Raw genomic sequence first — 25403 nt, 5'->3', positions numbered from 1 at the left:
TCGACTTCCGCACCCTCACCCAAGACGACCTCGACGCGATCGCGCTTGAGCTCAACGAGCGCCCTCGACAGACCCTCGGCTTCAAGACACCATCACAGGCACTGGCAGAGGTGTTGCGATGACCGCCTGAGCCCGCAGGCGTGATCGGACGCCCGGGACGCAGCAGATCCGTGCGGCCACCCGGTGGACCACGGTGGCAGGCGACGCCGTCGAACGGCGCTCGTGCGCGTACCCGATCGGAGCAGACGCCGAACCGTGACATGTCGCACGTGGCCAGGACCCATCCGCGAAGGGTCTGGTGGCGAACACCTGGTGTCAGAAGTTCCCAAATGGAGTCTTACTAGCTTCGCTCAAGGATGTGTCGCAGATGCGCACCACCTCCAGCACCAAGACCTTCACCGCCAAGCGCGGTCTCGCTGCCCTCGCCATGACAGTTCTTGTCGCCACCCCGCTCGCGGCGTGCGGCAGCTCGGACAGCGAGGGCTCGGCGTCGAGCAGCTCGTCGCAGAGTGCGCCCGAGCCGGTCGCCTCCATCGAGGCGCTCCAGGGCGAGACCACCGCGATCGCCCTCGACAAGGGCTTCACCGATGCGCTGACCTCGCTCAAGCTCACCCCGGGTGTCGTCGGCACCGCCAAGCTGCAGGACGGATCGCTGATCTTCCCGATCACTGGAGGCAACGTCACCGTCTTCAAGCCCGGCGAGGTCTCGCCCTACGTCATCGGCCAGATCCAGCACGAGGGATCCGGCCTCTCCCTGACGGCCGGCGACACCAAGGTCGAGCTGACCAACTTCAACGTCGACCCCGGTGTGTCCCGCGTCTACGGTGATGTCACCGTCAACGGCAAGGTCGCCGTGACCAACGCCTTCCTCTTCCAGCTCGACGGCCGCACCCTGGAGCCGCTGAAGACCGAGGGCAGCAATGCCGTCCTCGAAGGCACCAAGGTCGAGATCTCCGAGGACGCGGCGCCGCTGCTGAACCAGACGTTCAAGACGGACGCCGTGAAGCCCGGACTGCTGGTCGGGATCGCCAAGATCACCGTCAACACGCAGTCCAAGTAGCCCACGGTCGGGGGGACCTGACGCCCCGGGCCAATGGATCGACGGCCCGGGGCGTCCGCTCGCCCGGACCGGTCGTCAACCGTCTCGGCGCGCCGCCGGCGGTGACCTGCTCGTCGTTCGGACCGAGGCGACCGGACCGGGTGCCTCGGGGAGCGGTCCTCCGCCATGGCTGGACACGGCTGCGAGGGTGGAGGAGTGCAGGCGGACCTGAGCAACGGCATTGTCATCGAGTACGACACCTTCGGAGATCCGGCCGACCCAGCCGTCCTCCTGGTCATGGGGTTCGGCGCCCAGCTCCTGGGCTGGGATGCCGAGTTCTGCCGTCTGCTGGCAGGCCGTGGTCGCTACGTGATCCGCTACGACAACCGCGACTGCGGTCTCTCCACCACGTACGACGACGTCCCTGTCGACCTGATGGAGCTCATCGGCGCTGTGACGTCCGGCGACGTCGAGCGTGCACAGGGGATGTCGCCGTACACGCTGCGTGACATGGCCGGCGACGGGATGGGGCTGCTGCAGGCGCTGGGCATCGACCGTGCGCACGTGGTGGGTTCCTCGATGGGCGGCATGATCGCGCAGAAGATGGCGGCCGAGTGGCCCGACCGGGTGATGTCACTGACGTCGATGATGTCCACGACCGGTGAGGCGGAGTACGGCCGGTCCACCCCCGAGGCCCAACAGGTCCTGTTCTCCCCTCGGCCCGCCGACCGCGAAGGCTACGTCGCCGCGGCCGAACGAGAACTCGTCTGGGCGTCGCGCAAGTACGGCGACCCGGCACCCTTGCGGGCGCTGGCCGCCGCGAGCTACGACCGCTCGTACTACCCGGCCGGCGTGCCGCGGCAGCTGGCCGCGATGATCCTCGACGGCTCACGCGCCGACGCACTCCGAGCCCTCGCGGTTCCGACGGTCGTCATCCACGGCCTCGACGACACCCTGATCGACCCGAGCGGCGGAGAGCGGACGGCGGAGCTGGTTCCCGGTGCCGAGCTGGTGCTGGTCGAGGACATGGGCCACGACCGACCCCGACCCCTGTGGCCGCAGCTCGTCGAGGCGATCCACGACCACACCGAACGCAGCGCCCAGGCACCCGGCCGAGACGACCAGCAGCCCCAGGTCCCCTGAGTCTCGCCAACGACCTAGTCGACGACGGGCATCCACTCGCATCGCAAGATCGGGGACCCCGCGCCTGCCCGAGCGGCCGTCGAGACGAACACACCCGGTGACCACCGACGCCACGTGCGTGCCGCGGCCCAGACCTACGACGTCAGCGCGACCGTGCGCACCACGGGCCGGCCGCGGGTCGGGTCGACCCGGACGCGCACCCTGTCCAGGGTGGGCAGCCGGCGGGCCCCCGCCGCGGTCGCGCGCAGGTGGGCGACGGCCGAGCCGCCGGGCCGCAGCCCGACGGTGCCGCGCGCCAGGACGGTGCCCCCGGACCGGACGCTCAGCCGCCCGTCGCCCGGCATCGACGACACGACGGCCAGGGTCACCCGCGAGCCGGCGACCCGAGCGGTGCCGGCGAACCCGGCGGTGACCGTCCCGGGCTGGACCGAGATGGTGGCGGTCGAGCTGTTGTTGGTGCCGTTGGCGTCGGCCGAGGTCGAGCTCACCACCGCGGTGTTGTCGATCGCCACCGGCGAGACCGTCCCCATGTCCTCGGTCCCGGTGCGGTCGTGCAGGCAGACCAGGTCGACGGTGGCGGTCTTCGCGGTCCCGGTGTCGTTGAACAGCCGGAACGCGCGCTCCTTCAGCCGCGGGTCGTTGCCGAAGTGCCGCACGCCCGGCGGCACGGTCCAGGTCGCGACGACGCCCTTGGCGTCGTCGGGGCAGATCACCTGGAACTCGTCCCCCTCGGCGGCTGTGTGCGCGCCGACGGTGACGGTCTGCACGACGTGGGTGAAGCGCAGCTCGTGCGTGTGGCCGTAGACCGCTCCGACGGTCGTGCGGAGGCAGCGGACGCTCAGCGTCGCGGTCGTCGGCGAGGTCACGTCGAGGGTGAACCGCCAGTCCCGCGGCGCCGCCGCGCTGTGCTCCGAGGCGGCCAGGGTCGCGGCCCCGCCCGAGAGCGAGAACCCGGGCACGACCGGGACGGTGCCGACGGGGCAGGTCAGCGTCGCGTCCTGCCGCCCGACGCCGTAGGCACCGGTCGTCGTGACGAGCGCGGAGTCCGCCGCCAGCGGGTGCCGGTGGCTGTCGGCGTACCCGGTCTGGCGGTCGGCCGCCTCGGTCGCCGCCGGGAGGCAGACGACGAAGGCCTTGGTCTGGGCGCGGCCCGACGTCGGGTTCTGGACGACGGCCTTCCAGGTCCCCAGCCCGGTCGACTCCGAGCTGAGCACCCGGAGGTCGGTGAGCGCGCCGGTGCCCTGGTCGACGTGGTCGAGGCGCAGCGAGCCGTCGCTGAGGATGTCGCCCGGCCCCGTGCACGACACCGTGATGCTCCTGGTCTGGCCGGGCTCGACGTCCACCTGCTGCTCCACCTTGTACGGCGTCAGCCAGTGGTACGCCTGCGGGTGGGACGCCGCCCCGGCGCCCGCGACCGGGTTGGCCACCACCTTCACCCACAGGTCCACGGAGCCGCCCACGGCGAGGGTCCCGACCGCGCAGGTGACCGTCCCGGAGGCGAAGGAGCAGCCGGGGCTGGCCGAGTCGAAGGTGACGCCGGCGGGCAGCGGGTCGGTCACCACGACGCCGGTCGCGGGCGACAGCCCGACGTTCTGGACCTTGAGCGTGTAGGTGACCGCGTCACCGCCGTGCGGGCTGGAGGTCGAGGCGGTCTTGGTGATCTTGACGTCCGAGGGTCCGGACGGCGGGGGCGGCGAGGGCAGGCAGGCGCTGTCGGGGAACAGCCGCTGGTGGGTCTCGAAGTTGGACGAGAACGACTTCGCGATCATCTGCCCGATCGTGTGGCCGACCTGGGCGATGGTCAGCGTCGCGTTCGGCGCCAGGATCGAGCCGCCCCAGGCCGAGCTGAAGCCCATCGTGACCGAGGTGGCGTTGGGGAAGTTCCACAGCACGCCCGGCCAGCTCTCCATGACCGAGTCGTTGGCCTGCTGGAAGCTGCCGCCGGACTTGATCCACATCTGTCCGTTGATGCTCACCGTCGTGTCCGGCACGTTGACCAGGACGGTCGAGCCGGCCGGCACGTCGATACCGATGTGCTTGCCGGAGCCGAGCTGGGCCGCGGTCATCGTGAAGACGTTGAGGGTCGGGTCGGTGCCGGTGAGCACGTTGGCGGCGTTGCCCCCCGTCGTCCCCGGCACGACCGTGCCGTTGGGGGTGGCCGACCCCCAGGTGGTGGACCGCGAGCGCAGGTCGGCGAAGGCGGCCGCGAAGTCGATCGGGTTCGAGGCGAGGTATCCGGTCCCGGCGCCGCCGTTGAAGTTCACGCCGGACTTCGGGGAGACGTAGGCGCTGCCGCGCTGCAGGTTGTAGCTCCCGTGGGTGCCGGCGACGACGATCCCGGGGGAGGCGGCCGGGAACCCGGACGGCAGCCGGGTCCCGACCGTCATGCCGCTCGCGGTGTGGTTGCCGCCGTACGCGATGGCTCCCTCGGACTCCGAGCCGCGGGTGCCGTTGCCCTCGACGAACTCCGTCCACCCGGTGGCCGCCCCGAGCGGCTGGCTGGTCGTCGTGCACGACACCGTCGCCCCGGCCGGTCCGGCGCCCAGGTCGACGGCGGCGAGCGAGCCCAGCCCGCAGGCGAGCGCGACGAGGAAGACTGTCGGACGACGTCGAAGAGAACGCAACGACCCAGACACGCGCATGCTCGTCTACCCCCCAGTAGGCCTGCAACCACCACCGTGACACCGCCGCGCACCCCGGGCAATGCCCTTGCGCAAACCTTGCGTTTCGCCGCACTCAGGTCCGCTGGAGGTGGCGGACGTCGGGCGAGAGGAGCGCGAGCAGCGCGGAGCCGCCCATCACGCAGCCGACGACGACCAACCACTGGTCGTAGCCGACCGCGGCGGCGACCGGCCCGGTCAGTGCGAGACCGAGCGGCCGCGCGACGAACGAACCCACCATGTCGAAGGAGTAGACGCGGGCCAGCTTGTCCTCGGGGATGTTCTGCTGGATCGAGACCTGCCACTGCACGTCGAAGATCTGGAGCCCGAACCCGTGCAGGAACGCCCCGACCAGGATCGGCAGCAGCTGGTCGCTGAGCGCCATCGCCAACGGGAATGCCGCCGTAAGCGACAGGAACACGGTCCCGACGAACAGGCCCCGCCGCGGCTCCCAGCGCAGGCAGACCAGCCCGCCCACGACGAACCCGGCCATCAGCGTCGCCAAGGCGACGCCCCAGGCCGACCGGCCGATCCCGTCGCCGACGACGACCGGCCCCAGGACGGACTGCGCCCCGCTGTAGAACAGGTGGTAGAGCAGCGCCTGGCCGATGAGCAGCCACAGCCAGGTGTGGCTCAGCACCTCGCGCAGGCCCTCCCCCAGGTCGGCGAGGAACGTGGGCCGACTGCCGGCCTCGGGGCGCGTGTGCGGCACGCGGAGCAGCGCGAAGCAGTACGCCGCGGCGGCGAACGTCGCGGCGTCGACGGCGATCGCCCACCCCGAGCCGACCGCGGCGACCAGCACCCCGCCCAGCGCGTACCCGACGACGGCGGCGCTGGTCTGGAGGAGCGCACGGAGCGCGACGGCCCGGCCCAGCAGCCCGGTCGGGACGGTCATCCGGGTTAGCGCCGAGGAGGACGGCTGGCTCAGGGCGCCGAGGCAGCCGGTGACGACGCCGAGCGCTCCGAGCACCGGGATGGTCGCCCAGCCGAGGACCAGCAGCGCGGCGACGATCCCCTGGGTCAGCGCGCACGCGGCGGCCGACCCCTCCATCATCAGCTGCCGCGGCACCCGGTCGCCGAGGACTCCCCCGAACAGCACCGTCACGACGTCGGCCAGCGCGAAGGCCGCGACCACCAGCCCGAGGTCGGTGGCCGAGCCGCCGAGGTCGAGCACGGCGAAGGCCAGTGCGACCGGCGTGATGGCGTTGCCGAGGGCGCTGGTCGCCGACCCGGTCACGAGCAGCCGGAAGTTCCGGTGCCGCAGCGGGTGGTCGGCCTCGATCGGAGGGGCGTCCGAGAACATGGGCACATTCAATTCGCTGACGAACTATTCGTCAACGAATTAAACCGTAGGATGGCCCCGTGGAGCAGGACGACTGGGCCGACCGGCACGTCGCCCGGTGGCGCGACCACTGGATCGACGTCGACTTCGAGGACGACGTCGAGGCGATCGTGGTGCGGATCGGTCGGCTCACCAAGCACTTCCGCGCGGTCAAGCAGCAGGCGCTGGTCGAGGTGGGCCTCCAGGACTTCGAGTACGACACCCTCCACCTCCTGATGATCCGCGACACCCCGGGGCAGGCGAGCCCCTCCGCGTTGGCCGCGGACCTCGAGATCAGCAACGCCGGGATGACCGGTCGGCTCGACTCACTGGAGCGGGCGGGCTGGATCCAGCGGCGCGCCGACGCCGACGACCGTCGCCGGGTCGAGGTGGAGATCACCCGCGCCGGGGTGGCGATCTGGCGGCGCGCGATGGACCTGCGCGGCCGGGGCGAGGACGCCGTCGTACGTGCCCTGTCGGCGGAGGAGCGGGCCACCCTCGCCGGCCTGCTGAAGAAGATGACGCTGCGGGTCGAGGGCGAGGCCGACTGACCCGCGAGCGTTCTTCGGGGCGTTCCAGCGAGGTCTCAGCGTGGTCACAGGTGCCGCCAACACTGTGGGGGCATGAACGATCAGCCCACGACTCCGCCCCCGGGGCACAACCCGTACTTCCAGCACCCGGTGCCGCAGGGCCCTCCCCCGCAGGGGCCGCCGGTGATGATGCACACGGCGCCGCTGCCGGTCCAGCGCCGTCCGCGGCGCGCCGGCCTCGCGGCGACCGTCGTCGCGACCGCCGTCGTGGTGGGCGCGGTGGCCGGCGTCGGAGGCGCAGCCGCCTACAGCGCGCTCGACGAGCCGACGTCGTCGAGCACCAGCAACGCCGGCTCCTCGACCTCCCAGGTGGTCGACACCCCTGACTCCCCCGCGCCCGACGGCTCGGTCGAGCAGGTCGCGGCGAAGGTGCTCCCGTCCGTCGTCAAGATCAACGTCTCCGGTGCCGAGGGCTCCGGCTCGGGCTCCGGCATCATCCTGAGCTCCGACGGCGAGATCCTCACCAACAACCACGTGGCCGAGGTCGCCGGCGACGGCGGCACCCTCTCCGTGGACTTCAACGACGGCACCAGCGCGAAGGCCTCGATCGTCGGCACCGACCCGCTGACCGACACCGCGGTCATCAAGGCCGAGGGCGTCTCGGGCCTCACCCCGGCCACGATCGGCAAGTCCAGCGACCTGCGCGTCGGGCAGGGCGTCGTGGCGATCGGGTCGCCGTTCGGTCTCGACTCCACGGTCACCAGCGGCATCGTCAGCGCGCTCGACCGGCCCGTGGACGTCGGCTCCGACGGCCAGGGCAACAGCACGACGTACCCCGCCATCCAGACCGACGCGGCGATCAACCCGGGCAACAGCGGCGGCGCGCTCGTCGACCTCGACGGCAACGTGGTCGGCATCAACGCGTCGATCCGCACCGCGAGCACGTCCCAGGGGGAGGCCGGGTCGATCGGCCTCGGATTCGCCATCCCGATGGACGAGGTCATGCCGGTCATCGACCAGATGCGCAACGGCGAGACCCCGACCCACGCCCGGCTCGGCATCTCCGTGGCCGACGTCGCCGGCCAGAACGGCGCGCAGGTCACCGAGGGCGCCCAGGTCGAGGAGGTCAGCGCCGGCTCGACCGCCGACAAGGCCGGTCTCACCAAGGGCGACGTCGTGACCAAGGTCGACGACCACCTGATCACGGGAGCCGACTCGCTGGTCGCCACGATCCGGTCCTACCGCCCCGGCGACCAGGTCACCGTCACCTACGAGCAGGGCGGCGAGACCAAGACCGTCACGCTCACGCTCGACTCGGACGCCGCGGCGTCCAACTCCTGACCCTCTTCCCGAGGGAGGGGCCGAGGCCCCGTCGCACGCAGGACCGTCTCCCAGCGTGCGGCGGGGCTCTTCGCCGCGCCCGGACGACGTCCACGGCGCCCCCACCGTCGGGTCTCGTGACGCGTGCCGAGCCGTTCAGCGACAGCTCGTGTCCGCATCGCGCAGAAGGTCCCCTGCTGACCCCCGCGGGCGGGTGGTCGAGGTCATCCTCGACATGAGGGCCCGCTCGAGCCCCTCGTGGCGCCGTGGTCGACCTCGACCCTCTCGCCGCTCCTTCCCTTCTCACCGGAAACTGCCATGCCTCGTTCTCATCAGCGCGCCCTCATCCGGACGGCGCGCCTGCTCACCCTGACGACCGCAGCAATCTGCGCCGCCGCCGTCGGCCTCTCGGTCCCGTCCTCGATGGAGCCGCGCGCCTGGGCCGCGGACGCCTCCGACCCGCGCCCCGCACGACCGATCGCTGCCCGGGCGGCCGCACCGGGCTCGGCGGGGATCTTGACCCTGGACCCGGGTGACATCGACGCCACGCCGGATGCGTGGAAGGGCGCCTACCTGGTGCTGCAGCCGTCGGCGAGCTGATCTTGACCCTGGACCCGGGTGACATCGACGCCACGCCGGATGCGTGGAAGGGCGCCTACCTGGTGCTGCAGCCGTGGGAGTACGCCCGGATCCCGGCGCTGAAGGCGAAGAACCCGAACCTGAAGATCTTGATGTACAAGGACGTGTCCGCGACCCGCAAGGACGTGGAGTGGGCCACCGGGATCGCCTCGACCGGCGTGACCTACCAGCAGGCGGCCGCGAACAACTGGCTGCTCACCGACGCCGGCGGCCGGGTGATCGAGTGGTCGGACTGGACCGGGCTCTACCCCGCCGACATCGGCCGGGCCGGCTACCAGACCAGGTGGGGCGACAACGTGATCGACGAGCTGAAGAAGTACCACTGGGACGGGGTGATGATGGACGACACCCTGACCTACCTCAGCCACCCCACCGTCGGGGGCCGCAAGGCCACCCAGATCCCCACCGACCAGGCGATGTACGAGGCCACCGAGTCCTTCCTCGACCACGTCGGCGCCCGGATCAAGGCCGCCGGGTTCATGGCCGTCCCGAACGTGACCGTGGAGTGGAACACCTGGCACGCGGTCATGGAGGACTGGACCCACTACGTCTCGGGGTGGGAGAACGAGTACTTCGTGAAGTGGGGCCTGGACCGCTCCGGCGCCCGGTTCGTGGGCCCGGACTGGCAGTGGAAGATGGAGATGGCCGCCTGGTGCGCCGACCGCGACGTCCCGCTGCTCGCGATCACCTACAGCAACCGTGACGACTACTCGATCCAGACCTACCACCGCGCCACCTGGCTGCTGACCTGGAACGGCCGCACCGGCGCGAGCATCTTCACCCCGTGGGAGTCGAACGTCGACCACTGGACCGCCCGCGCCACCGTCGACATCGGGATGCCCGCCGAGACCCGCCACACCATCGGATCCACCGGCGTGTGGCGCCGCAACTACACCGGCGGCACCACCCTGGTGAACCCCACCACCCAGGCCAGGACCATCGACGTCGGCCGGGCGTACCACCGGCTCCACGGCCGCAAGGTCAGCACCGTCAAGGTCCGACCACGCTCCGGAGTCATCCTGCGGAAGGCCTGACCGCTCCGCCGGCCTCAGACCCGTTTCTGGAACTCGCCCATCCGCGCGACCGGGACGAAGCCGATCCGGTCGTTGACCTGGATCATCTGCGCGTTCGACTCCGCGTTGTAGGTGGAGACGAGGGTGATGTCCGGCGCCTCGGCCTGGAGCAGCCGGAGGTTCGCGACCTTGACCGCCAGGCCGAGCCGGTGGCCGCGCGCGGAGCGGTCGACCAGCGTGCCCCACTGGTAGGACCGGCCGGGCTCGTGCACGGTCGCGACGACCTGGGTGAACGCGACCATCCGGCCGTCGCGGTCCAGCGCCACCGAGTGGTACGCCGTCCGCCCCTGCGCGACGAGCATCGCCTCGCCCTCCCGCACGGCGGCGGGGTCGGGGTTGGTGCGCTCCAGCTCGAGGTCGCCCATCGGCGCCTCGGTCTCGACGAGCGCATCGAGCCGCGCCCAGTCGGCGAGCAGCTCGTCGGGCACCGGGCCGGCCCACGAGAGCAGGTCGTAGCCCTGGTGGTGGGCGGCGGCCTCCGCTGCGAGCTCCTCGAGGACGCCGTCCGCGACGGGCAGCCGGAGCATCCGCTTGACGTCGCCGAGCGCGAGGTCGTAGCCCGCCTTCCGCGCGAGCTCCCGCCCCGGGGACCCGGTGCCGTCCGGCCCGAGGTCGTGGGGCCAGGCGGCCGTCCCGACCAGCACCGACCGCCCGCGTTCGCGCGCGGCCTGCTCGAGATGGGCGAGCATCGCGGCGGCGTACCGGCGCCGGGTGTGCCCGGGTGCGGTGTGCACCGCGAGCTCGGCGCGGTCCAGGTTGTCGCGCAGCGGCACCCGCAGCCAGCCCGCCGTCACGACCTCGCCGTCGACCACTCCGGACCAGCCCGCCGAGCGGGACCGGGTGCCCCGGTCCTGCATCAGTGCGCGGATCTCCTCCAGCGTCCACGGGCTGCCCACGTGCTCACCGGTCGCCTTCTCGGCCGCCTCGTAGACCGCGTGCCACCGGTCGAACGCGTCTCGGTCGAACGGGTCGAGCGGGACGATCTCCCACCCGCTCATCGGGTGCGCTGCACCCGGCCCTCGTCCCAGACCGGACCGTCGGACTCGTAGACCTCGCCGTCCGCGCCGTAGACGAGGAATCGGTCGAAGCCACGCGCGAACCACCGGTCGTGCGTGACCGCGAGCACGGTGCCCTCGAACGCCTCGAGGCCGTCCTCGAGCGCCTCCGCGGACTGCACGTCGAGGTTGTCGGTGGGCTCGTCGAGCAGCAGCAGCGTGGCGCCCGAGAGCTCGAGGAGCAGGATCTGGAACCGGGCCTGCTGACCGCCGCTGAGCGACTCGAACCGCTGCTCCGCCTGGGCGCTGAGCTCGTAGCGGTCCAGCACCCGGCTCGCCTGCTCGCGGCCCATCCCGTCGCGGCGCTCGTCGCCCCGGTGGAGGACCTCGAGGAGCGTCCGCCCGATCAGCTCCGGGTGCTCGTGGGTCTGCACGAACCAGCCCGGGCGAACCCGCGCGCCCAGACGGGCCATCCCCCGGTGCCGCACCGGCTCGATCACGCCCTCGCCGACCGGCTCGTGCTCCTTGTCCGGCCGGGTGCCGCCCGCGGCCAGCAGCCGCAGGAAGTGCGACTTGCCCGAGCCGTTGGACCCGAGCACCGCCACGCGCTCGCCGTACCAGACCTCGAGGTCGAACGGCTTCATCAGGCCGGTGAGCTCGAGCTGCTCGCAGACGACGGCGCGCTTGCCGGTGCGGCCGCCCTTGAGCCGCATCGTCACCTGCTGCTCGCGCGGCTGCTCGGTCGGCGGCCCGGCCTCCTCGAACTTCCGGAGCCGGGTCTGCGCCGCCTGGTAGCGGCTGGCCATGTCGGCGTTGTAGGCCGCCTTCTGCTTGTACATCAACATCTGGGCGCGCAGCTTGGCGTGCTCCTCGTCCCACCGCTTGCGCAGCTCCTCGAAGCGGGCGAAGCGCGCCCTCCGGGCCTCGTGGTACGACGCGAAGCCGCCCGGGTGCGTCCAGACCTGGTTCCCGGCGCTGCCGAGCTCGACGGTGACCACCCGGGTCGCGGTGTTGTTCAGCAGCTCGCGGTCGTGGCTGATCATCAGCACCGTCTTGTCCGACTCGCGGATCCGCTCCTCCAGCCAGATCTTGCCGGGGACGTCGAGGTAGTTGTCCGGCTCGTCGAGGAGCAGCACGTCGTCGGGGCCGCGGAGCAGGAACTCCAGCACGAGCCGCTTCTGCTCGCCGCCCGAGAGCGTGCGCAGCTCCCGGTACTTCGCCCGGTCGTAGGAGACGCCGAGCGCGGCCGTCGTGCACACGTCCCAGGTGACCTCGAGCTCGTAGCCCCCGGCGTCGGCGTACTCCGCCAGTGCCGTGGCGTAGCGCATCTGGGTCTTCTCGTCGTCGGTCTCCATCAGCGCCCGCTCGCAGGCGTCGACCGCGTGCGCGGCCGTGCGGATCCTCGTCGGCGAGACGCTGAGCAGGAGGTCCGCGACGGTCGGGGCGTCCCCGAGTCCGGCACCCACCGCCTGCCGCATCACCCCGAGGCCCCCGGAGCGGGTGACGACGCCGGCGTGCGGCTGCAGGTCACCGGTGATGATCCGCAGCAGGGTCGTCTTGCCGGCACCGTTGGCGCCGACGAGCGCCACCTTGGCGCCCTCGCCGACCCGGAACGACACGTCGTCCAGCAGCACTCTCCCGTCGGGGAGCTCGTAGCGCACCCCGGCCACGTCCACGTGTCCCACGAACGACGATTGTCCGTCATGGGCCGGCAACCCGCACCGGGTTATCCGGACTGGACCATCGATCCCGCACCCGGGGGCGGGGTTACCGTCGATGGATCGTCACGGGGAACCCGACCACGCGAGGAGTGACCATGCAGCTCACCCACGCGGGGCGGACTCGGCAGCCCCGACACACACCCACGACGACGCTGTCGCTGGCAGCGGTGACCGCGGTCGCCGCCTTCCTGGTGGCGCCCGCACCCGCCCACGCGACCCTGGTCCCACCCGATCAGTGGTCCGGCGTCTGGCACACCCACCACGAGTTCGGCAACCCGACCCTGCACCTCGACCTCGAGCGGCAGGACGGACCGGACGTCGTCAAGGGCTGGTACCAGAACGACGGCGGTGGTGGGCGCGGCAAGATCTCCGGCGAGGTCAGCCGCGCGCACGGGGACGAGGTCTGGGAGGGGAAGTTCCGCGACGACGACGGGGGGAGCAAGGGCAAGTTCCGGGTCAAGCTCGACTCGTCGGGCGCCCACTTCGACGGCTGGTTCAAGACCTGCGGTCGCTTCCTCTGCAGCAGCAAGTACGACTGGGCGGGGGACCACGCCTGACGGCGACCTCGACGAGGCGAGTTTGCGGACCGATCCTGTCGCGTTCCGCTCCGCGCGGGCGCCGTCGCGACTAGCGTGCGGACATGCTGCACCTCTCGCGCCCCCGCCGCGCCGCGACGCTCCTCGCTGCGTCGGTCACCGCTCTCGCCCTCGCCGCCGGCCAGGGCCCGACCGCGTCGGCCGCGCCGGCCGCGCCGGGCCCGGGCAACGGCGTCCCGCAGGTCTCCGACCTCGGCCCCACCTCGTTCGCGGGGCCGGGGCCGTACGCCGTGGGCGAGCGCACCCTGAAGCTGCCGTCGGGCGCCAAGCTGGAGGTCTGGTACCCGGCCCGGAAGGCGGACGTGAAGGGCAAGCCGATCGGGACCTACGACCTGGTCGACTGGCTGCCGTCGTTCCTGACGGTCGGACTGCCCCCGGGCACGTCGGTCACCTACCCGAGCGGCGGCGTGCGCGGCGTCCCCGTGGCGAACAAGAGCTTCCCGCTGGCCGTCTTCAGCCACGGGTACGCCGGCTTCCGCACCCAGTCGTCGTTCCTCACCGCCGCGATGGCGTCGTGGGGCTTCGTCGTCGCCGCCCCCGACCACAACAGCCGCAGCCTGACCCAGGTGCTGCTCGGGCCGAAGGGCACGACGACCGACGTGCAGGACCTGCGGGCGACGATCACGATGATCGGCCAGAAGGACCGGGCCCGGAAGGGCTGGCTCGCCGGGCACGTCGACATGGCGCACATCGGTGCCGTGGGCCACTCCGCCGGCGGTCGTGCCGTGGAGAACCTGGCCGTCGTCGACAAGCGCGTCGACACCTTCATCGGCCTCGCCGGCGCGTCGGTCGGGGCGCTGGACGACACCGCACCGGAGGTCCCGGACCAGCCGGGCCTGCTGATGGCGGCCACCGACGACGGCATCGTCTCGCTCGCCAAGATGGAGCAGGCGTACGCCGACATGGCCGCGCCCAAGCGGATCGTGCTCGTCGGCGGCGCCGGCCACCTCGTCTTCAGCGACCTCTGCGAGATCGGGGCGTCGGAGGGCGGGCTGCTCGCGGTGGCCGCGGCGGTGGGCATCACGGTGCCGCCGCAGCTGATCCCGCTCGCGACCGACGGCTGTGCCGCACCCGCGCTCCCGCCGCCGGACGCGTGGCCGGCGATCGACCAGGTCGTGATCGCCCAGCTGCGCCACGTGCTCGGCTACGACCGGTCCGCCGCCGGGCTGACCGGCCTGACCGACGCGTTCCCGGGGATCCTCACCGACAGCCGCAGCGAGGGCTGACCGGCCGGGGTCCGGCCCGCCGGGCGGTCGGGTGGGCGGTCAGGCCTCGGCGGACCTCGCCCACAGGTTGATCCCGGCCTCCACCGCGTGCCCGTCGATCGCGGCGAGCTCCTCGGTGGTCAGCGGCGGGAACGACAGCGCGTCGAGGTTGGCGTCGAGCTGCTCGACCGAGCTCGCGCCGATCAGCGCGGAGGTGACCCGCGGGTCGCGGACCGCCCACTGGAGCGCCAGCTGGGCGAGCTTCTGCCCGCGCTGCTCGGCGATGCCGTTGAGCGCCCGGACGTGGCGCAGCGTGGACTCGTCGAGGTGGTCTGCCCCGATCGTCGAGCCCGCGCGCGCCGCCCGCGAGTCGGCCGGCACCCCGTCGAGGTAGCGGTCGGTGAGCAGCCCCTGCGCGAGCGGCGAGAAGACGATGCAGCCCATCCCCTGCTCCTCCAGCTCGTCGAGCAGGCTCTGCCCCCCGTCGGGGTCCTCGATCCAGCGGTTGAGCATCGAGTACGACGGCTGGTGGATGAGCAGCGGCGTGCCGAGGTCGCGGGCGATCGAGGCGGCCTCGTGGGTCCGCGCGGCCGAGTAGGACGAGATGCCGGCGTACAGGGCCTTGCCCTGCCGGACGGCGTGGTCCAGCGCGCCGATCGTCTCCTCGAGCGGGGTCTCGGGGTCGAAGCGGTGGCTGTAGAAGATGTCGACGTAGTCGAGCCCCATCCGGGCCAGCGACTGGTCGAGCGAGGCGAGCAGGTACTTGCGCGACCCGCCGCCCTGGCCGTACGGCCCCGGCCACATGTCGTAGCCGGCCTTGGTCGAGATCACCAGCTCGTCGCGCAGCCCGGCGAAGTCGTCGCGCAGGTACCGCCCGACGTTCTCCTCCGCCCGGCCGTACGGCGGCCCGTAGTTGTTGGCGAGGTCGAAGTGGGTCACGCCGCGGTCGAACGCCCGCCGCAGCACCGCGCGCTGGGTCTCCTCGGGCCGGTCGGTGCCGAAGTTCTGCCACAGCCCGAGCGAGATCACCGGCAGCTTCAACCCGCTCCTCCCGGTGGCCCGGTACTCCATGCCGGTCGCGCTCGTGTCGTACCTGTCCTCGGCGGGCTCGTAGGTCATGGGTCCGATCCTGCCAGCGGGGGCCGCGCGATACCTACGGACGAGATGGTGGTTCCCCGGGCCCGGAAACGACCAGCTCGTCCGTAGCTATCCCCTCGACCGCTCCGCACCCACCATCCGCAGCGCCAGGAACCGGTAGTGAGCGGCGACCTCGTCGGGGGTCCAGCGACCCTCGTCGCGGAACCAGCGCCCGACGTCGATGCCGAGGGACAGGAGGGCGAGCGAGGTCATCCGCGGGTCGGGGGTGGTGAACACCCCGGCGGCGACACCCCGGTCGACCACGCCGCGGACGACGAGGTCGATGTCGTGCCGGATCGCGCGGATCGCGGCGAGGTGCTCCTCCGAGAGCGCGGCGAGCTCGTAGTTGATGACCCGCGCCCCGGTGTGCACGACGGCGTGGTCGCGCACGAAGTCCTCGACCAGCCGCGCCAGCTGCTCGACCGGGTCCTCCGACGTCGCCACCGAGGCCCGCACCAGGTCGAGCACCCGCTCGTGCCCGACCCGGGCGAGCTCGAAGAGCAGGTCCTCCTTCGAGCGGTGGTGGACGTAGAGCGCGGCCGGGCTCATCCCGGCCGCCGTGGAGATGTCGCGGGTCGTGGTGCCGTGGAACCCCCGGACGGCGAAGGCGTCCAGCGCGGCCCGGGCCAGCCGGGTCCGAGCGTCGGTCGCGGGGGTGGACGCACTCATGGCACGCATGGTAAGCAAGCGCTTAGTCACTCAGCAAGGCCCCCGTCCGTCCAGCAGCAGGAGGAGCAGCGTGCAGGGACTCTCCGGCAAGGTCGCGCTCGTCACGGGCGCGAGCCGTGGCATCGGGTTGGGCATCGCCCACCGCCTGGTCGAGGAGGGGGTCCAGGTCTGCGTCACCGCGCGCAAGCCCGAGGCGCTCGCCGACGCAGTGGTCTCGCTCGGCGGCCCGAGCCGCGCGCTCGGTGTCGCGGGCAAGGCCGACGACCCCGACCACCGCCTCGACGCCGTACGCCGCACCGTCGAGACCTTCGGCAGCCTGGACCTGCTGGTCAACAACGCCGGCATCAACCCGGTCGCGGGCCCGCTGGTCGACCTCGACCTCGGCGCCGCCCGCAAGATCGTCGAGGTCAACGCCCTCGGCGCGCTGGGCTGGACCCAGGCCGCCTACCACGCGTGGATGGGCGAGCACGGCGGCTCCGTCGTCAACATCTCGTCGGTCTCCGGCGTCACGCCCGCCCCGATGATCGCGATGTACGGCGCCTCGAAGGCGATGCTGATCAGCCTCACCGAGTCGCTGGCCGTCGAGCTCGGCCCGACGGTCCGCGTGAACGCGGTGGCCCCGGCCGTCGTCAAGACCGCCTTCGCCTCGCTGCTCTACGAGGGCCGCGAGGAGGAGGTCGCGTCGAAGTACCCCCTCAAGCGGCTCGGGGTTCCCGACGACGTCGCCAGCGCTGTCGCGTTCCTGCTCTCCGACGACGCCTCCTGGGTGACCGGCCAGACCATCACCCTCGACGGCGGGATCACCCTGGCGGGCGGCCACTGATGGGGGCACTGGCCGGCAAGGGGGTCGTCGTCACCGGCGCCGGCCGCGGCATCGGCCGCGCGCTCGCGCTCCGCGCCGTGCAGGAGGGCGCGCGGGTCGTCGTCAACGACCTGGACGCCGACAACGCCCGCGCCGTGGCGGCCGAGGCCGGCGGCACGGCGGTGCCGGGCGACGCCTCCTCCACCGAGGGCGTCACCGCGCTGGTCGAGGCGGCCACCGAGGCGCTGGGCCGGGTCGACGTCTACTTCGCCAACGCCGGCGTCGACGGCGCCTGGGGCTTCGACAGCCTCCAGGCTCCCGACGACGTGTGGGAGCGGGTCGTCGACGTCAACGTGATGGCCCACGTCCGCGCCGCCCGCGAGCTCGTGCCGCGCTGGCTGGCGGACGGGCAGGGCGGCCGGTTCGTCGTCACGGCGTCGGCGGCCGGGCTGCTCACGATGATCGGCAGCGCGCCGTACTCCGTGACCAAGCACGCCGCGGTCGGCTTCGCCGAGTGGCTGTCGGTGACCTACGGCTACCGCGGGATCGACGTGCACGCGATCTGCCCGCAGGGCGTGCGCACCGCGATGCTCGACGCGGCCGGCCCGCTCAAGGACCTGCTGAGCCGCGACGGCGCGCTCGAGCCGGAGGATGTCGCCGAGGCCGTCGTGGTCGCGATCGAGGAGGGCCGGTTCCTGGTGCTGCCGCACCCGGTCATCGCGGACTACTACGTCGCGCGCGCCACCGACACCGACCGCTGGTTGGCCGGCATGGGGCGGCTACAGCAGAAGCTCGACGAGAGCGGAGCGATGGGAGGGCAGCACTGATGGGCGACCCCACACCCGGGCTCGACCTGGCCGCGTTCCGGGCCTGGTACGACGCGCAGCGGCCCGGCGAGATCGGCGGCGACCTCTCCGGCGCGGTGATCGCCGGTGGCCGGTCGAACCTCACCTACCAGGTCACCGACGGCACCTCGTGGTGGATCGTGCGGCGACCGCCGCTGGCGCACGTGCAGGCGACCGCCCACGACATGGGCCGGGAGTACACCGCGATGTCGGCGCTGGTCCCGACGCCGGTGCCGGTGCCGGTGACCTACGCGCTGTGCCAGGACCCCGACGTGATCGGCGCCCCGTTCTACGTGATGGAGCGGGTCGAGGGCACGGCGTACCGCTCCTCGGAGCAGCTCGCCGCGCTCGGCCCCGAGCGCACGGCGGCGATCGCGACCGAGATGGTCGACGTCCTGGCGACCCTGCACTCCGTCGACCCCGCCGCGGTCGGGCTGGAGGAGTTCGGCCGTTCGGCCGGCTTCCTCGAGCGCCAGGTGCGGCGCTGGGGCAAGCAGCTCGAGGGGTCGAGGACCACCGACCGGCCGCAGGCCGAGGAGCTCCACCGCCGGCTGACCGCGCGGGTCCCCGAGGACGACAGCACCTGGGTCGGGATCGTGCACGGCGACTACCGCCTCGACAACCTGCTCACCGGCGCCGACGACCACGTCAAGGCGGTCGTCGACTGGGAGATGGCCACCCTCGGCGACGTCCGGACCGACCTCGCGCTGCTGCTCGTCTACGACACCCTGTCGTCGCTGCCGGCGGCCGGGCTGGTCTCCGACGTCAGCTCGGCGCCGGGCTACCCGAGCGCCGAGGAGCACCTCGCGAGGTACGCCGCCACCCGCGGCCGCGACCTCGGGGACATGGGGTTCCACCTCGCGCTCGCCTACTTCAAGCTCGCCGTGATCCTGGAGGGGATCCACTTCCGGTTCCTGCAGGGCGCGACGGTCGGCGAGGGGTTCGACCAGATCGGCGCCGGCTTCGACCCATTGATCACCAAGGGGCTGGAAGCCCTGGGAGAGGACTGACATGGACTTCGCACTGGACGCGCGCACCGAGTCGCTGCGGCAGAGCCTGCTCACCTTCATGGCGGACCGGATCGTGCCCTCCGCACCCACGTTCCACGACCAGCTCGGGCAGCTCGAGAACCGGTGGGCGTGGACCGAGGCGCCGATCCTGGGCCAGCTCCAGGCCGAGGCGCAGGAGCTCGGCCTCTGGAACCTCTTCCTCCCCGAGGAGCACGCCGACTCCCCCGGCCTCACCAACCTCCAGTACGCCCCGCTCGCCGAGATCACCGGACGCTGCGGCCACCTCGCGCCCCCGGCCCTCAACTGCGCGGCGCCGGACACCGGCAACATGGAGGTGCTCTCGCTCTTCGGCAACGACGAGCAGAAGGAGCGCTGGCTCCAGCCGCTGCTGCGCGGTGAGATCCGCTCGGCGTTCGCGATGACCGAGCCGGACGTCGCCTCCTCCGACGCCACCAACATCGAGACCCGCATCGAGCGCGACGGCGACGAGTACGTCATCAACGGTCGCAAGTGGTGGATCACCGGCGCGATGAACCCGCACGCCGAGATCTTCATCCTGATGGGCAAGACCGACCCCACGGCGTCCCGGCACCGCCAGCAGAGCATGGTGCTGGTGCCGCGCGACACCCCGGGCGTCGAGGCCGTCCGCGGCATGGAGGTCTTCGGGTACGACGACCACGAGCACGGCGGACACGCCGAGCTGCGGTTCACCGACGTCCGGGTCCCGGTGTCGAACCTGATCGGCGAGGAGGGCACCGGCTTCGCGATCGCCCAGGCCCGGCTCGGGCCGGGCCGCATCCACCACTGCATGCGGGCGATCGGCATCGCCGAGGTCGCGATCGAGCTGATGTGCCAGCGAGCCACCAGCCGGGTGGCGTTCGGTCGGCCGTTGGCCAACCAGGGCGTGGTCCGCGACTGGATCGCGGAGTCCCGGGTGCGCATCGAGCAGCTGCGCCTGCTGGTGCTCAAGACCGCGTGGCTGATGGACACCGTCGGCAACCGCGGCGCGCACACCGAGATCCAGGCCATCAAGATCGCGACGCCGCGCACCGTGCAGTGGATCCTCGACAAGGCGATCCAGGTGCACGGCGGCGGCGGCCTCTCGCAGGACTTCCCGCTGGCCTGGGCCTACGCCCAGATCCGGACCCTGCGGTTCGCCGACGGCCCCGACGAGGTCCACAAGAACTCGCTCGCCAAGGCGGAGATCGCCCGGCACGGCGCGGGGTCCACCGATGGCTGAGCCGGTCGACGAGGCGGCGCTCCGCGGCCGGGTCGACGCGCTGCTCGCCGAGCACCCCCCGGCCACCACGGACCGGCTCGACTTCCTGCACGCGCGCTTCGACGCCGGCCTGGCGTGGGTGCACTTCCCGGAGGGGCTCGGCGGCCTCGGCCTGCCGCGCGGGATGCAGCCGGTCGTCGAGAAGGCGCTCTACGCCGCGGGTGCCCCGGACAACAACCCGCGGCGGATCGGCATCGGCCTGGGGATGGCCGCCCCCACGATCCTCGCGTTCGGCACCGAGGAGCAGAAGCGCCGCTACCTCCGGCCGCTGTGGTGCGGCGAGGAGGTCTGGTGCCAGCTGTTCTCCGAGCCCGGCGCCGGCTCGGACCTCGCGGGGCTCGCGACCCGTGCGGTCCTCGACGGCGACACCTGGATCGTCAACGGCCAGAAGGTGTGGACGTCGTCGGCGCACATCGCCGACCGCGCGATCATCGTGGTGCGCACCGACCCCGACCAGCCCAAGCACGCGGGCCTCTCGTACTTCATGCTCGACATGCACGACCCCGGGGTCGAGGTCCGGCCGCTGCGGCAGATCACCGGCGAGGCCGAGTTCAACGAGGTCTTCCTGACCGACGCCCGCATCCCCGACAGCGACCGGCTCGGTGAGGTCGGCGACGGCTGGAAGGTCGCGAGCGCCACCCTCTCCAACGAGCGGGTCGCGATCGGCGGCGGAGCGTTCCCCCGCGAGTTCGGGATGGTCATGAACGTCGCCAGCACCTGGCGCGAGCGGCCCGAGCTGCGCACGCCGGCCACGCACGACCGGCTGCTGCGCGGCTGGATCGAGACCGAGGTCGCCCGCGTCACGGCCACCCGGCTGCGGCAGAAGCTGGCCGCCGGCGTACCCGGCCCCGAGGGTGCGGCGATGAAGCTCTCCTTCGCGCACATCAACCAGGAGATGTCGGCGCTCGAGGTCGACCTGCTGGGCGACGACGGCCTGCGGTTCGCCGACTGGTCGATGCGCCGACCGGAGCTGACCGACTTCTTCGGCCGTGACGCCGGCTTCCGCTACCTGCGCGCCAAGGGCAACTCGATCGAGGGCGGCACCTCCGAGGTGCTGCGCAACGTGGTCGCCGAGCGGGTCCTCGGCCTGCCCACCGAGCACCGCGTCGACAAGGACGTGCCGTGGAAGGACCTCCCCCGATGACCACCTCTCCCGCGAGCGTCGAACTGCTCGCCGACGACGTCGAGCAGGACCTGCGCGCCTCGGTCCGCGCGGTCCTCGCCCGCCACGCCCCGCCCGAGCGGGTCAACGACCTCTACGACGGCACCGACGACGTCACCACACCGCTGTGGGCGTCCTTCGTCGAGCTCGGCCTGCCCGGCCTGCTCGTGCCCGAGACCCTCGGTGGCGCGGGCGCCTCGGCCCGCGAGGCCGCCGCGGTGCTCGAGGAGCTCGGGCGGGCGGCCGCGCCCTCGCCGTTCCTCACCTCGAGCGTCGTCGCGACGACGGTCCTGGTCGCCCTCGGCGACACCGAGATCCTCCCCTCGCTCGCGTCCGGCGAGCAGACCGCGGCCCTGGTGGTGCGCCCGACGGCGCTCCGTCACCAGGGGGGCCTCGGGACCGCGGCCCTCACCGCCGTGGGCCTGCCCGCGGACGTGCTGCTCCTGCCCGACGGCGACGCGCTGTACGCCGTGCGCGGCGCGAGCGTCACGCCGGTCCCCTCGCTCGACATGACCCGGCCGCTCGCGGAGGTCTCGTGGGAGGGTGCCGAGCGGACGCTGGTGTCCTCCGACGCGTCGGCGGCGATCGACCGGGCCCTGCTCACCGGCGCCGGGCTGCTCGCGGCCGAGCAGGTCGGGGTGGCGCGGTGGGCGTTGGAGACGACCATCGCCTACCTCAAGGAGCGCCGGCAGTTCGGCCGGGTCGTCGGCGGGTTCCAGGCCCTCAAGCACCGGCTCGCCGACCTCTACGCCCAGGTCGAGCAGGCCGACGCCGCGGCGCGGTACGCCGCCGCCACGCTCGCGACCGACGACCCCGACGTACCCGTGGCGGTCGCCGTGGCCGCGTCGTTCTGCGGCGAGGTCGCCACGCACGCCGCCGAGGAGGCGATCCAGCTGCACGGTGGGATCGGCATGACCTGGGAGCATCCCGCGCACCTGCACCTCAAGCGGGCCAAGGCCGACGAGCTGCTGCTCGGCACGCCCGAGGCACACCGCCAGCAGCTCGCCACCCTGATCGACCTGCCCGGACCGGAGGCATAGATGGACCTGACCCTGACCGAGGAGCAGCAGGCGTTCCGCGACCTCGCGCGCGACTTCCTCGACCGCGAGGCGGTGCCGCACCGCACCCGGTGGGACCGCGACGAGCAGGTCGACCTCGCGATCATCCCGAAGATGGCCGAGATCGGCTTCTTCGGGCTGACCATCCCCGAGGAGTACGGCGGCCTCGGCGGCGACTACCTGACCTACGTGCTCGGCATGGAGGAGCTCGGACGGGCGGACTCGGCCCTGCGCGGCATCGTGTCGGTCTCCAACGGCCTCTTCGGCAAGTCCGTGCTGGGGTTCGGCACCGAGCAGCAGAAGCAGGAGTGGCTGCCGCGGATCGCGGCCGGCACGGTGCTGGGGTGCTTCGGCCTCACCGAGCCCGACACCGGCTCCGACGCCGGCAACCTCACCTCCCGCGCCCGCCGCGACGGCGACGACTACGTCATCAACGGCCAGAAGCTGTTCATCACCAACGGCACCTGGGCCGACGTGGCGCTCGTGTTCGCGCGCACCAGCGACGACGGGCCGAGGGGCGTGACGGCGTTCCTGGTCCCGACCGACGCACCCGGCTTCGAGGCCCGCGAGATCAAGGGCAAGCTCGGGCTGCGCGGTCAGGCCACCGCCGAGCTGTTCCTCTCCGACGTACGGGTGCCGGTCTCGGCCCGGCTCGGCGAGGAGGGCCAGGGCTTCAAGATCGCGATGACCACCCTCGACAAGGGGCGGGTCTCCGTCGCCGCCGGCTGCGTCGGCCTCGTCCAGGCCTGCCTGGAGAGCTCGGTGTCCTACGCGACCTCGCGCACCCAGTTCGGCCGGCCGCTCGCGTCGTTCCAGCTGGTGCAGGAGCTGATCTCCGACATGTCCGTCGACGCGGACGCCGCCCGCCTCCTGGTGTGGCGGTGCGCCGACCTCATCGACCGCGGCGAGCCGTTCCGCACCGCCGCCTCGAAGGCCAAGCTGTTCGCCTCCGAGGCTGCGGTCCGGGCCGCCAACAACGCGATCCAGGTGTACGGCGGCGCCGGGTACGTCGACGAGTACCCGGCCGAGAAGTACCTGCGCGACGCCCGGGTGATGACGCTCTACGAAGGCACCTCGCAGATCCAGAAGCTGCTCATCGGGCGCGCCGAGACCGGCGTCAACGCCTTCGTCTGACCCACCCCGATCCCCACCGCCAGGAGACCTCCGTGCCCATCGACCCGCACCTCGCCGGCCTGCTCGAGCTGATCGCCGCCGCCGGCAACCCGCCGATGTCCGAGAGCACCCCCGAGCAGGCCCGGCACGGGTTCCGGATGCTGACCGTGGACCTGCGCGACCCCGCCTCGCTGCCGCAGGTCGCCTCGGTCGAGGACATCACGGTGCCGGGTGGCGACGGTCCGCGGCAGGCGCGGGTCTACCGTCCGGTCGCGGAGGGGCCGCTGCCGACGATCGTGATGTTCCACGGCGGTGGCTTCGTCATCGGCGACCTCGACACCCACGACCTGACCGCCCGCACGCTCGCGACCGGCTGCGACGCGGTCGTCGTGTCCGTCGACTACCGGCTCGCACCCGAGCACCCGTGGCCGGCCGGCGTCGAGGACGCCGTGGCCGCGACCCGCTGGGCGGCGTCCTCGCTCTCCACGCTCGGGGGCGACGACCGGCTCGCCGTCGCGGGCGACAGCGCCGGCGGGAACATCTCGGCCGTGGTCGCCCAGGCGATGCGCGACGAGGGCGTGCCGCTCGCCGGCCAGCTGCTGATCTACCCGGTCACCGACATGGCCGGCTCCTACGCCTCGCACCACGAGAACGCCGAGGGCTACTTCCTCGACCTGGCCACGATGATCTGGTTCGACGAGCAGTACGTCGGTCAGCTCACCGACGTCGACAAGAGCGATCCCCGCCTCTCGCCCCTGCGCGGTCGGCTCGACGGGCTGGCCCCGGCCGTCGTCGTGGTCGCCGAGCTCGACCCGCTCCGCGACGACGGCCTCGCCTACGCCGAGGCGCTCTCCGCCGCCGGCGTCCCGGTGGAGGTCCGCACCTTCGACGGCATGATCCACGGCTTCGCCGACATGGGCCGGCACTCCCCCGCCGCCCAGGCCGCCGTCGAGCAGACCGTCGCACTGTTCCGCAAGGTGCTGCACGGCTGAGGGTTCGTCCCCCGGCTCACGGGGGACGTCATCCGAGCCGGTCGCCCCGGCAGCCCCTTCGCATGACGCCCCGCGCCAGCCCCGGGACGTCATACGAGCCGGTCGCCCCGGTAGCCCCTTCGTATGACGCCCCGCGCCGACCCCCGGGGACGTCATCCGACCCGGTCGCCCCGGCAGCCCCTTCGTATGACGCCCCACGCCGGCCCCCGGCTCACTCTGGGGACGTCATACGACCCGGTCGCCCCGGCAGCCCCTTCGCATGACGCCCCACGCCCAGCCCCGGGGACGTCATCCGACCCGGTCGCCCCGGCAGCCCCTTCGCATGACGTCCGGGACGCGGCCGCGGGCGGTCAGAACCCCAGCGAGGTCCCCGACGGCACCGAACGCCGCGCCGGCGACCAGCGCGAGTACGAAGCCCCAGCCACCGCGCACCCGCGACCCGCCGACGACCGGTCGGGCGAGGCCGGTCGGACCGCCCAGCAGGAGGTAGGCCGGGATGCCGACCGGCGCAGCGAGGGCCAGACCCCAGAACCAGGCCCACCGGTTCGCGCGCCACGGTGGCGGCCCGGCGACGACCAGGAAGAACGTGGCGAGCCAGACGAACGCCGTGAGCAGGCCCGCCCAGCCCGGGAGCCGCCAGCCGCGCACCTCCGCCCAGCCGCCCTCGCCCTGCTGACGGGTCACCTGGACCCGCCGGTCGATCGAGGCGAGGTCCTCCTCGACGCTGCGGACACGGGGAGTCCCGGTCGACGTGGTGGGGCTCCGCGGCGCCGGGTGGACCTCGACCACCTCGGCGACGCGACCGGCGACACCGTCGCGCCAGTGCACCTCGACGGTCGCCGAGCCCCGGTAGGACCCCGCGACGCCCCCGGTCACCGTCACCTCGTCCACGTCACCCCGGGCCACGGCGAACCGCAGGTCGTCGTACGACGCCGGCCGCTCGCCGGCCACCACGCCGGTGACCAGCAGCGCGGCGTAGCAGGCCAGCAGCGCCCAGCCGACCCACCGGGTCAGCGCCCAGCGCGGCTCGCGCACGGCGGGCGGGGTCGGCGCAGCGGCCGACAGCGGAGCAGGTTCCCGAGAGCTCACGAGCA

General features: G+C 72.6%; 23 protein-coding genes. 16 read left to right on the top strand and 7 right to left on the bottom strand.

Going from position 1 to position 25403, the window contains the following annotated elements; genetic code table 11:
- The first annotated feature begins 367 nt into the window (after positions 1-367).
- Positions 368-1060 carry a hypothetical protein gene (locus ACILQ5_RS19445; RefSeq protein WP_395659677.1) on the top strand — a complete coding sequence of 231 codons (693 nt, stop codon included), beginning with the start codon at positions 368-370 and terminating at the stop codon, positions 1058-1060.
- A gap of 195 nt (positions 1061-1255) precedes the next feature.
- Positions 1256-2182: an alpha/beta fold hydrolase gene (locus ACILQ5_RS19440; protein WP_395659676.1), complete on the top strand. Its 927-nt coding sequence runs from the start codon at positions 1256-1258 to the stop codon at positions 2180-2182.
- Between the two features lie 134 nt (positions 2183-2316).
- Here ACILQ5_RS19440 and ACILQ5_RS19435 read toward each other — a convergent pair whose 3' ends face one another.
- Positions 2317-4818 (bottom strand): choice-of-anchor A family protein, encoded by a 2502-nt coding sequence (locus tag ACILQ5_RS19435; RefSeq protein ID WP_395659675.1) that lies wholly within the window; start codon positions 4816-4818, stop codon positions 2317-2319.
- A 100-nt stretch (positions 4819-4918) separates the two neighbouring features.
- The gene (locus ACILQ5_RS19430; RefSeq protein WP_395659674.1) at positions 4919-6145 is read right to left on the bottom strand and encodes an MFS transporter; all 1227 of its coding nucleotides are present in this window, start codon (positions 6143-6145) and stop codon (positions 4919-4921) included.
- Positions 6146-6204: 59 nt separating this feature from the next.
- Here ACILQ5_RS19430 and ACILQ5_RS19425 point away from each other — a divergent pair, with 59 nt between their 5' ends.
- The 4 genes from ACILQ5_RS19425 to ACILQ5_RS19410 all read left to right on the top strand — a co-directional run bounded on the left by ACILQ5_RS19425 (position 6205) and on the right by ACILQ5_RS19410 (position 9686).
- Positions 6205-6714 (top strand): MarR family winged helix-turn-helix transcriptional regulator, encoded by a 510-nt coding sequence (locus tag ACILQ5_RS19425; protein WP_395659673.1) that lies wholly within the window; start codon positions 6205-6207, stop codon positions 6712-6714.
- A gap of 72 nt (positions 6715-6786) precedes the next feature.
- Positions 6787-8034, top strand: a complete 1248-nt coding sequence (locus ACILQ5_RS19420; protein ID WP_395659672.1) for a S1C family serine protease — start codon at positions 6787-6789, stop codon at positions 8032-8034.
- Positions 8035-8331: 297 nt separating this feature from the next.
- The gene (locus tag ACILQ5_RS19415) at positions 8332-8613 is read left to right on the top strand and encodes a hypothetical protein (RefSeq protein ID WP_395659671.1); all 282 of its coding nucleotides are present in this window, start codon (positions 8332-8334) and stop codon (positions 8611-8613) included.
- A gap of 2 nt (positions 8614-8615) precedes the next feature.
- On the top strand, positions 8616-9686 hold the full coding sequence (locus ACILQ5_RS19410) for a putative glycoside hydrolase (RefSeq protein WP_395659670.1): 1071 nt from the start codon (positions 8616-8618) through the stop codon (positions 9684-9686).
- Positions 9687-9700: 14 nt separating this feature from the next.
- On the opposite strand, the gene ACILQ5_RS19405 is transcribed toward ACILQ5_RS19410, so the two are convergent.
- Both ACILQ5_RS19405 and ACILQ5_RS19400 read right to left on the bottom strand, forming a co-directional pair.
- Positions 9701-10723: a GNAT family N-acetyltransferase gene (locus ACILQ5_RS19405; RefSeq protein ID WP_395659669.1), complete on the bottom strand. Its 1023-nt coding sequence runs from the start codon at positions 10721-10723 to the stop codon at positions 9701-9703.
- The gene (locus ACILQ5_RS19400) at positions 10720-12405 is read right to left on the bottom strand and encodes an ABC-F family ATP-binding cassette domain-containing protein (protein ID WP_395659668.1); all 1686 of its coding nucleotides are present in this window, start codon (positions 12403-12405) and stop codon (positions 10720-10722) included. The genes ACILQ5_RS19405 and ACILQ5_RS19400 overlap by 4 nt, the downstream gene beginning before the upstream one ends.
- A 131-nt stretch (positions 12406-12536) precedes the next feature.
- Here ACILQ5_RS19400 and ACILQ5_RS19395 point away from each other — a divergent pair, with 131 nt between their 5' ends.
- Positions 12537-12998 (top strand): hypothetical protein, encoded by a 462-nt coding sequence (locus tag ACILQ5_RS19395; RefSeq protein WP_395659667.1) that lies wholly within the window; start codon positions 12537-12539, stop codon positions 12996-12998.
- A gap of 83 nt (positions 12999-13081) precedes the next feature.
- On the top strand, positions 13082-14263 hold the full coding sequence (locus tag ACILQ5_RS19390) for an alpha/beta hydrolase family protein (RefSeq protein ID WP_395659666.1): 1182 nt from the start codon (positions 13082-13084) through the stop codon (positions 14261-14263).
- A gap of 39 nt (positions 14264-14302) precedes the next feature.
- On the opposite strand, the gene mgrA is transcribed toward ACILQ5_RS19390, so the two are convergent.
- Together mgrA and ACILQ5_RS19380 are read right to left on the bottom strand one after the other, a co-directional pair.
- Positions 14303-15370: an L-glyceraldehyde 3-phosphate reductase gene (gene mgrA / locus ACILQ5_RS19385; protein ID WP_395659678.1), complete on the bottom strand. Its 1068-nt coding sequence runs from the start codon at positions 15368-15370 to the stop codon at positions 14303-14305.
- A 78-nt stretch (positions 15371-15448) separates the two neighbouring features.
- A complete protein-coding gene (locus tag ACILQ5_RS19380) occupies positions 15449-16048 on the bottom strand; it encodes a TetR/AcrR family transcriptional regulator (RefSeq protein WP_395659665.1) in 600 nt (199 codons plus the stop codon).
- A 70-nt stretch (positions 16049-16118) separates the two neighbouring features.
- Between ACILQ5_RS19380 and ACILQ5_RS19375 the strand changes: the two genes are divergently transcribed.
- Genes ACILQ5_RS19375 through ACILQ5_RS19340 form a run of 8 tightly spaced genes read left to right on the top strand, consistent with a single transcriptional unit; the run spans position 16119 to position 24309 of the window.
- Positions 16119-16871: an SDR family oxidoreductase gene (locus ACILQ5_RS19375; protein WP_395659664.1), complete on the top strand. Its 753-nt coding sequence runs from the start codon at positions 16119-16121 to the stop codon at positions 16869-16871.
- Positions 16871-17677 carry an SDR family oxidoreductase gene (locus tag ACILQ5_RS19370; protein WP_395659663.1) on the top strand — a complete coding sequence of 269 codons (807 nt, stop codon included), beginning with the start codon at positions 16871-16873 and terminating at the stop codon, positions 17675-17677. Before ACILQ5_RS19375 ends, ACILQ5_RS19370 begins: the two co-directional genes overlap by 1 nt.
- Positions 17677-18705: a phosphotransferase family protein gene (locus ACILQ5_RS19365; RefSeq protein ID WP_395659662.1), complete on the top strand. Its 1029-nt coding sequence runs from the start codon at positions 17677-17679 to the stop codon at positions 18703-18705. The genes ACILQ5_RS19370 and ACILQ5_RS19365 overlap by 1 nt, the downstream gene beginning before the upstream one ends.
- 1 nt (position 18706) lies before the next feature.
- Positions 18707-19945, top strand: coding sequence for an acyl-CoA dehydrogenase family protein (locus ACILQ5_RS19360; protein ID WP_395659661.1), 1239 nt, complete (start codon positions 18707-18709; stop codon positions 19943-19945).
- Entirely contained in the window at positions 19938-21128 is a 1191-nt protein-coding gene (locus tag ACILQ5_RS19355; protein ID WP_395659660.1) for an acyl-CoA dehydrogenase family protein, read from the top strand. Before ACILQ5_RS19360 ends, ACILQ5_RS19355 begins: the two co-directional genes overlap by 8 nt.
- Positions 21125-22186, top strand: a complete 1062-nt coding sequence (locus ACILQ5_RS19350) for an acyl-CoA dehydrogenase family protein (RefSeq protein WP_395659659.1) — start codon at positions 21125-21127, stop codon at positions 22184-22186. The genes ACILQ5_RS19355 and ACILQ5_RS19350 overlap by 4 nt, the downstream gene beginning before the upstream one ends.
- The gene (locus tag ACILQ5_RS19345; RefSeq protein ID WP_395659658.1) at positions 22187-23338 is read left to right on the top strand and encodes an acyl-CoA dehydrogenase family protein; all 1152 of its coding nucleotides are present in this window, start codon (positions 22187-22189) and stop codon (positions 23336-23338) included.
- A gap of 32 nt (positions 23339-23370) precedes the next feature.
- Positions 23371-24309 (top strand): alpha/beta hydrolase, encoded by a 939-nt coding sequence (locus tag ACILQ5_RS19340; protein ID WP_395659657.1) that lies wholly within the window; start codon positions 23371-23373, stop codon positions 24307-24309.
- Between the two features lie 288 nt (positions 24310-24597).
- Here the strand turns inward: ACILQ5_RS19340 and ACILQ5_RS19335 are convergent, their stop codons facing one another.
- A complete protein-coding gene (locus tag ACILQ5_RS19335; protein WP_395659656.1) occupies positions 24598-25398 on the bottom strand; it encodes a hypothetical protein in 801 nt (266 codons plus the stop codon).
- Between the last annotated feature and the right edge of the window lie 5 nt (positions 25399-25403).

Source organism: Nocardioides sp., assembly GCF_044226305.1.
GTDB lineage: Bacteria > Actinomycetota > Actinomycetes > Propionibacteriales > Nocardioidaceae > Nocardioides.
This window is presented reverse-complemented; position numbering and strand designations above follow the sequence as displayed.

What these genes read in the sequence shown, in the direction of transcription:
- ACILQ5_RS19405 (WP_395659669.1), bottom strand. Translation starts at nt 10,723, where the DNA reads ATGAGCGGGTGGGAGATCGTCCCGCTCGACCCGTTCGACCGAGACGCG.
- ACILQ5_RS19415 (WP_395659671.1), top strand. Translation starts at nt 8,332, where the DNA reads ATGCCTCGTTCTCATCAGCGCGCCCTCATCCGGACGGCGCGCCTGCTC.
- ACILQ5_RS19445 (WP_395659677.1), top strand. Translation starts at nt 368, where the DNA reads ATGCGCACCACCTCCAGCACCAAGACCTTCACCGCCAAGCGCGGTCTC.
- ACILQ5_RS19395 (WP_395659667.1), top strand. Translation starts at nt 12,537, where the DNA reads ATGCAGCTCACCCACGCGGGGCGGACTCGGCAGCCCCGACACACACCC.
- ACILQ5_RS19380 (WP_395659665.1), bottom strand. Translation starts at nt 16,048, where the DNA reads ATGAGTGCGTCCACCCCCGCGACCGACGCTCGGACCCGGCTGGCCCGG.
- ACILQ5_RS19430 (WP_395659674.1), bottom strand. Translation starts at nt 6,145, where the DNA reads ATGTTCTCGGACGCCCCTCCGATCGAGGCCGACCACCCGCTGCGGCAC.
- ACILQ5_RS19355 (WP_395659660.1), top strand. Translation starts at nt 19,938, where the DNA reads ATGGCTGAGCCGGTCGACGAGGCGGCGCTCCGCGGCCGGGTCGACGCG.
- ACILQ5_RS19370 (WP_395659663.1), top strand. Translation starts at nt 16,871, where the DNA reads ATGGGGGCACTGGCCGGCAAGGGGGTCGTCGTCACCGGCGCCGGCCGC.
- ACILQ5_RS19350 (WP_395659659.1), top strand. Translation starts at nt 21,125, where the DNA reads ATGACCACCTCTCCCGCGAGCGTCGAACTGCTCGCCGACGACGTCGAG.
- ACILQ5_RS19345 (WP_395659658.1), top strand. Translation starts at nt 22,187, where the DNA reads ATGGACCTGACCCTGACCGAGGAGCAGCAGGCGTTCCGCGACCTCGCG.
- ACILQ5_RS19365 (WP_395659662.1), top strand. Translation starts at nt 17,677, where the DNA reads ATGGGCGACCCCACACCCGGGCTCGACCTGGCCGCGTTCCGGGCCTGG.
- ACILQ5_RS19360 (WP_395659661.1), top strand. Translation starts at nt 18,707, where the DNA reads ATGGACTTCGCACTGGACGCGCGCACCGAGTCGCTGCGGCAGAGCCTG.
- ACILQ5_RS19420 (WP_395659672.1), top strand. Translation starts at nt 6,787, where the DNA reads ATGAACGATCAGCCCACGACTCCGCCCCCGGGGCACAACCCGTACTTC.
- ACILQ5_RS19390 (WP_395659666.1), top strand. Translation starts at nt 13,082, where the DNA reads ATGCTGCACCTCTCGCGCCCCCGCCGCGCCGCGACGCTCCTCGCTGCG.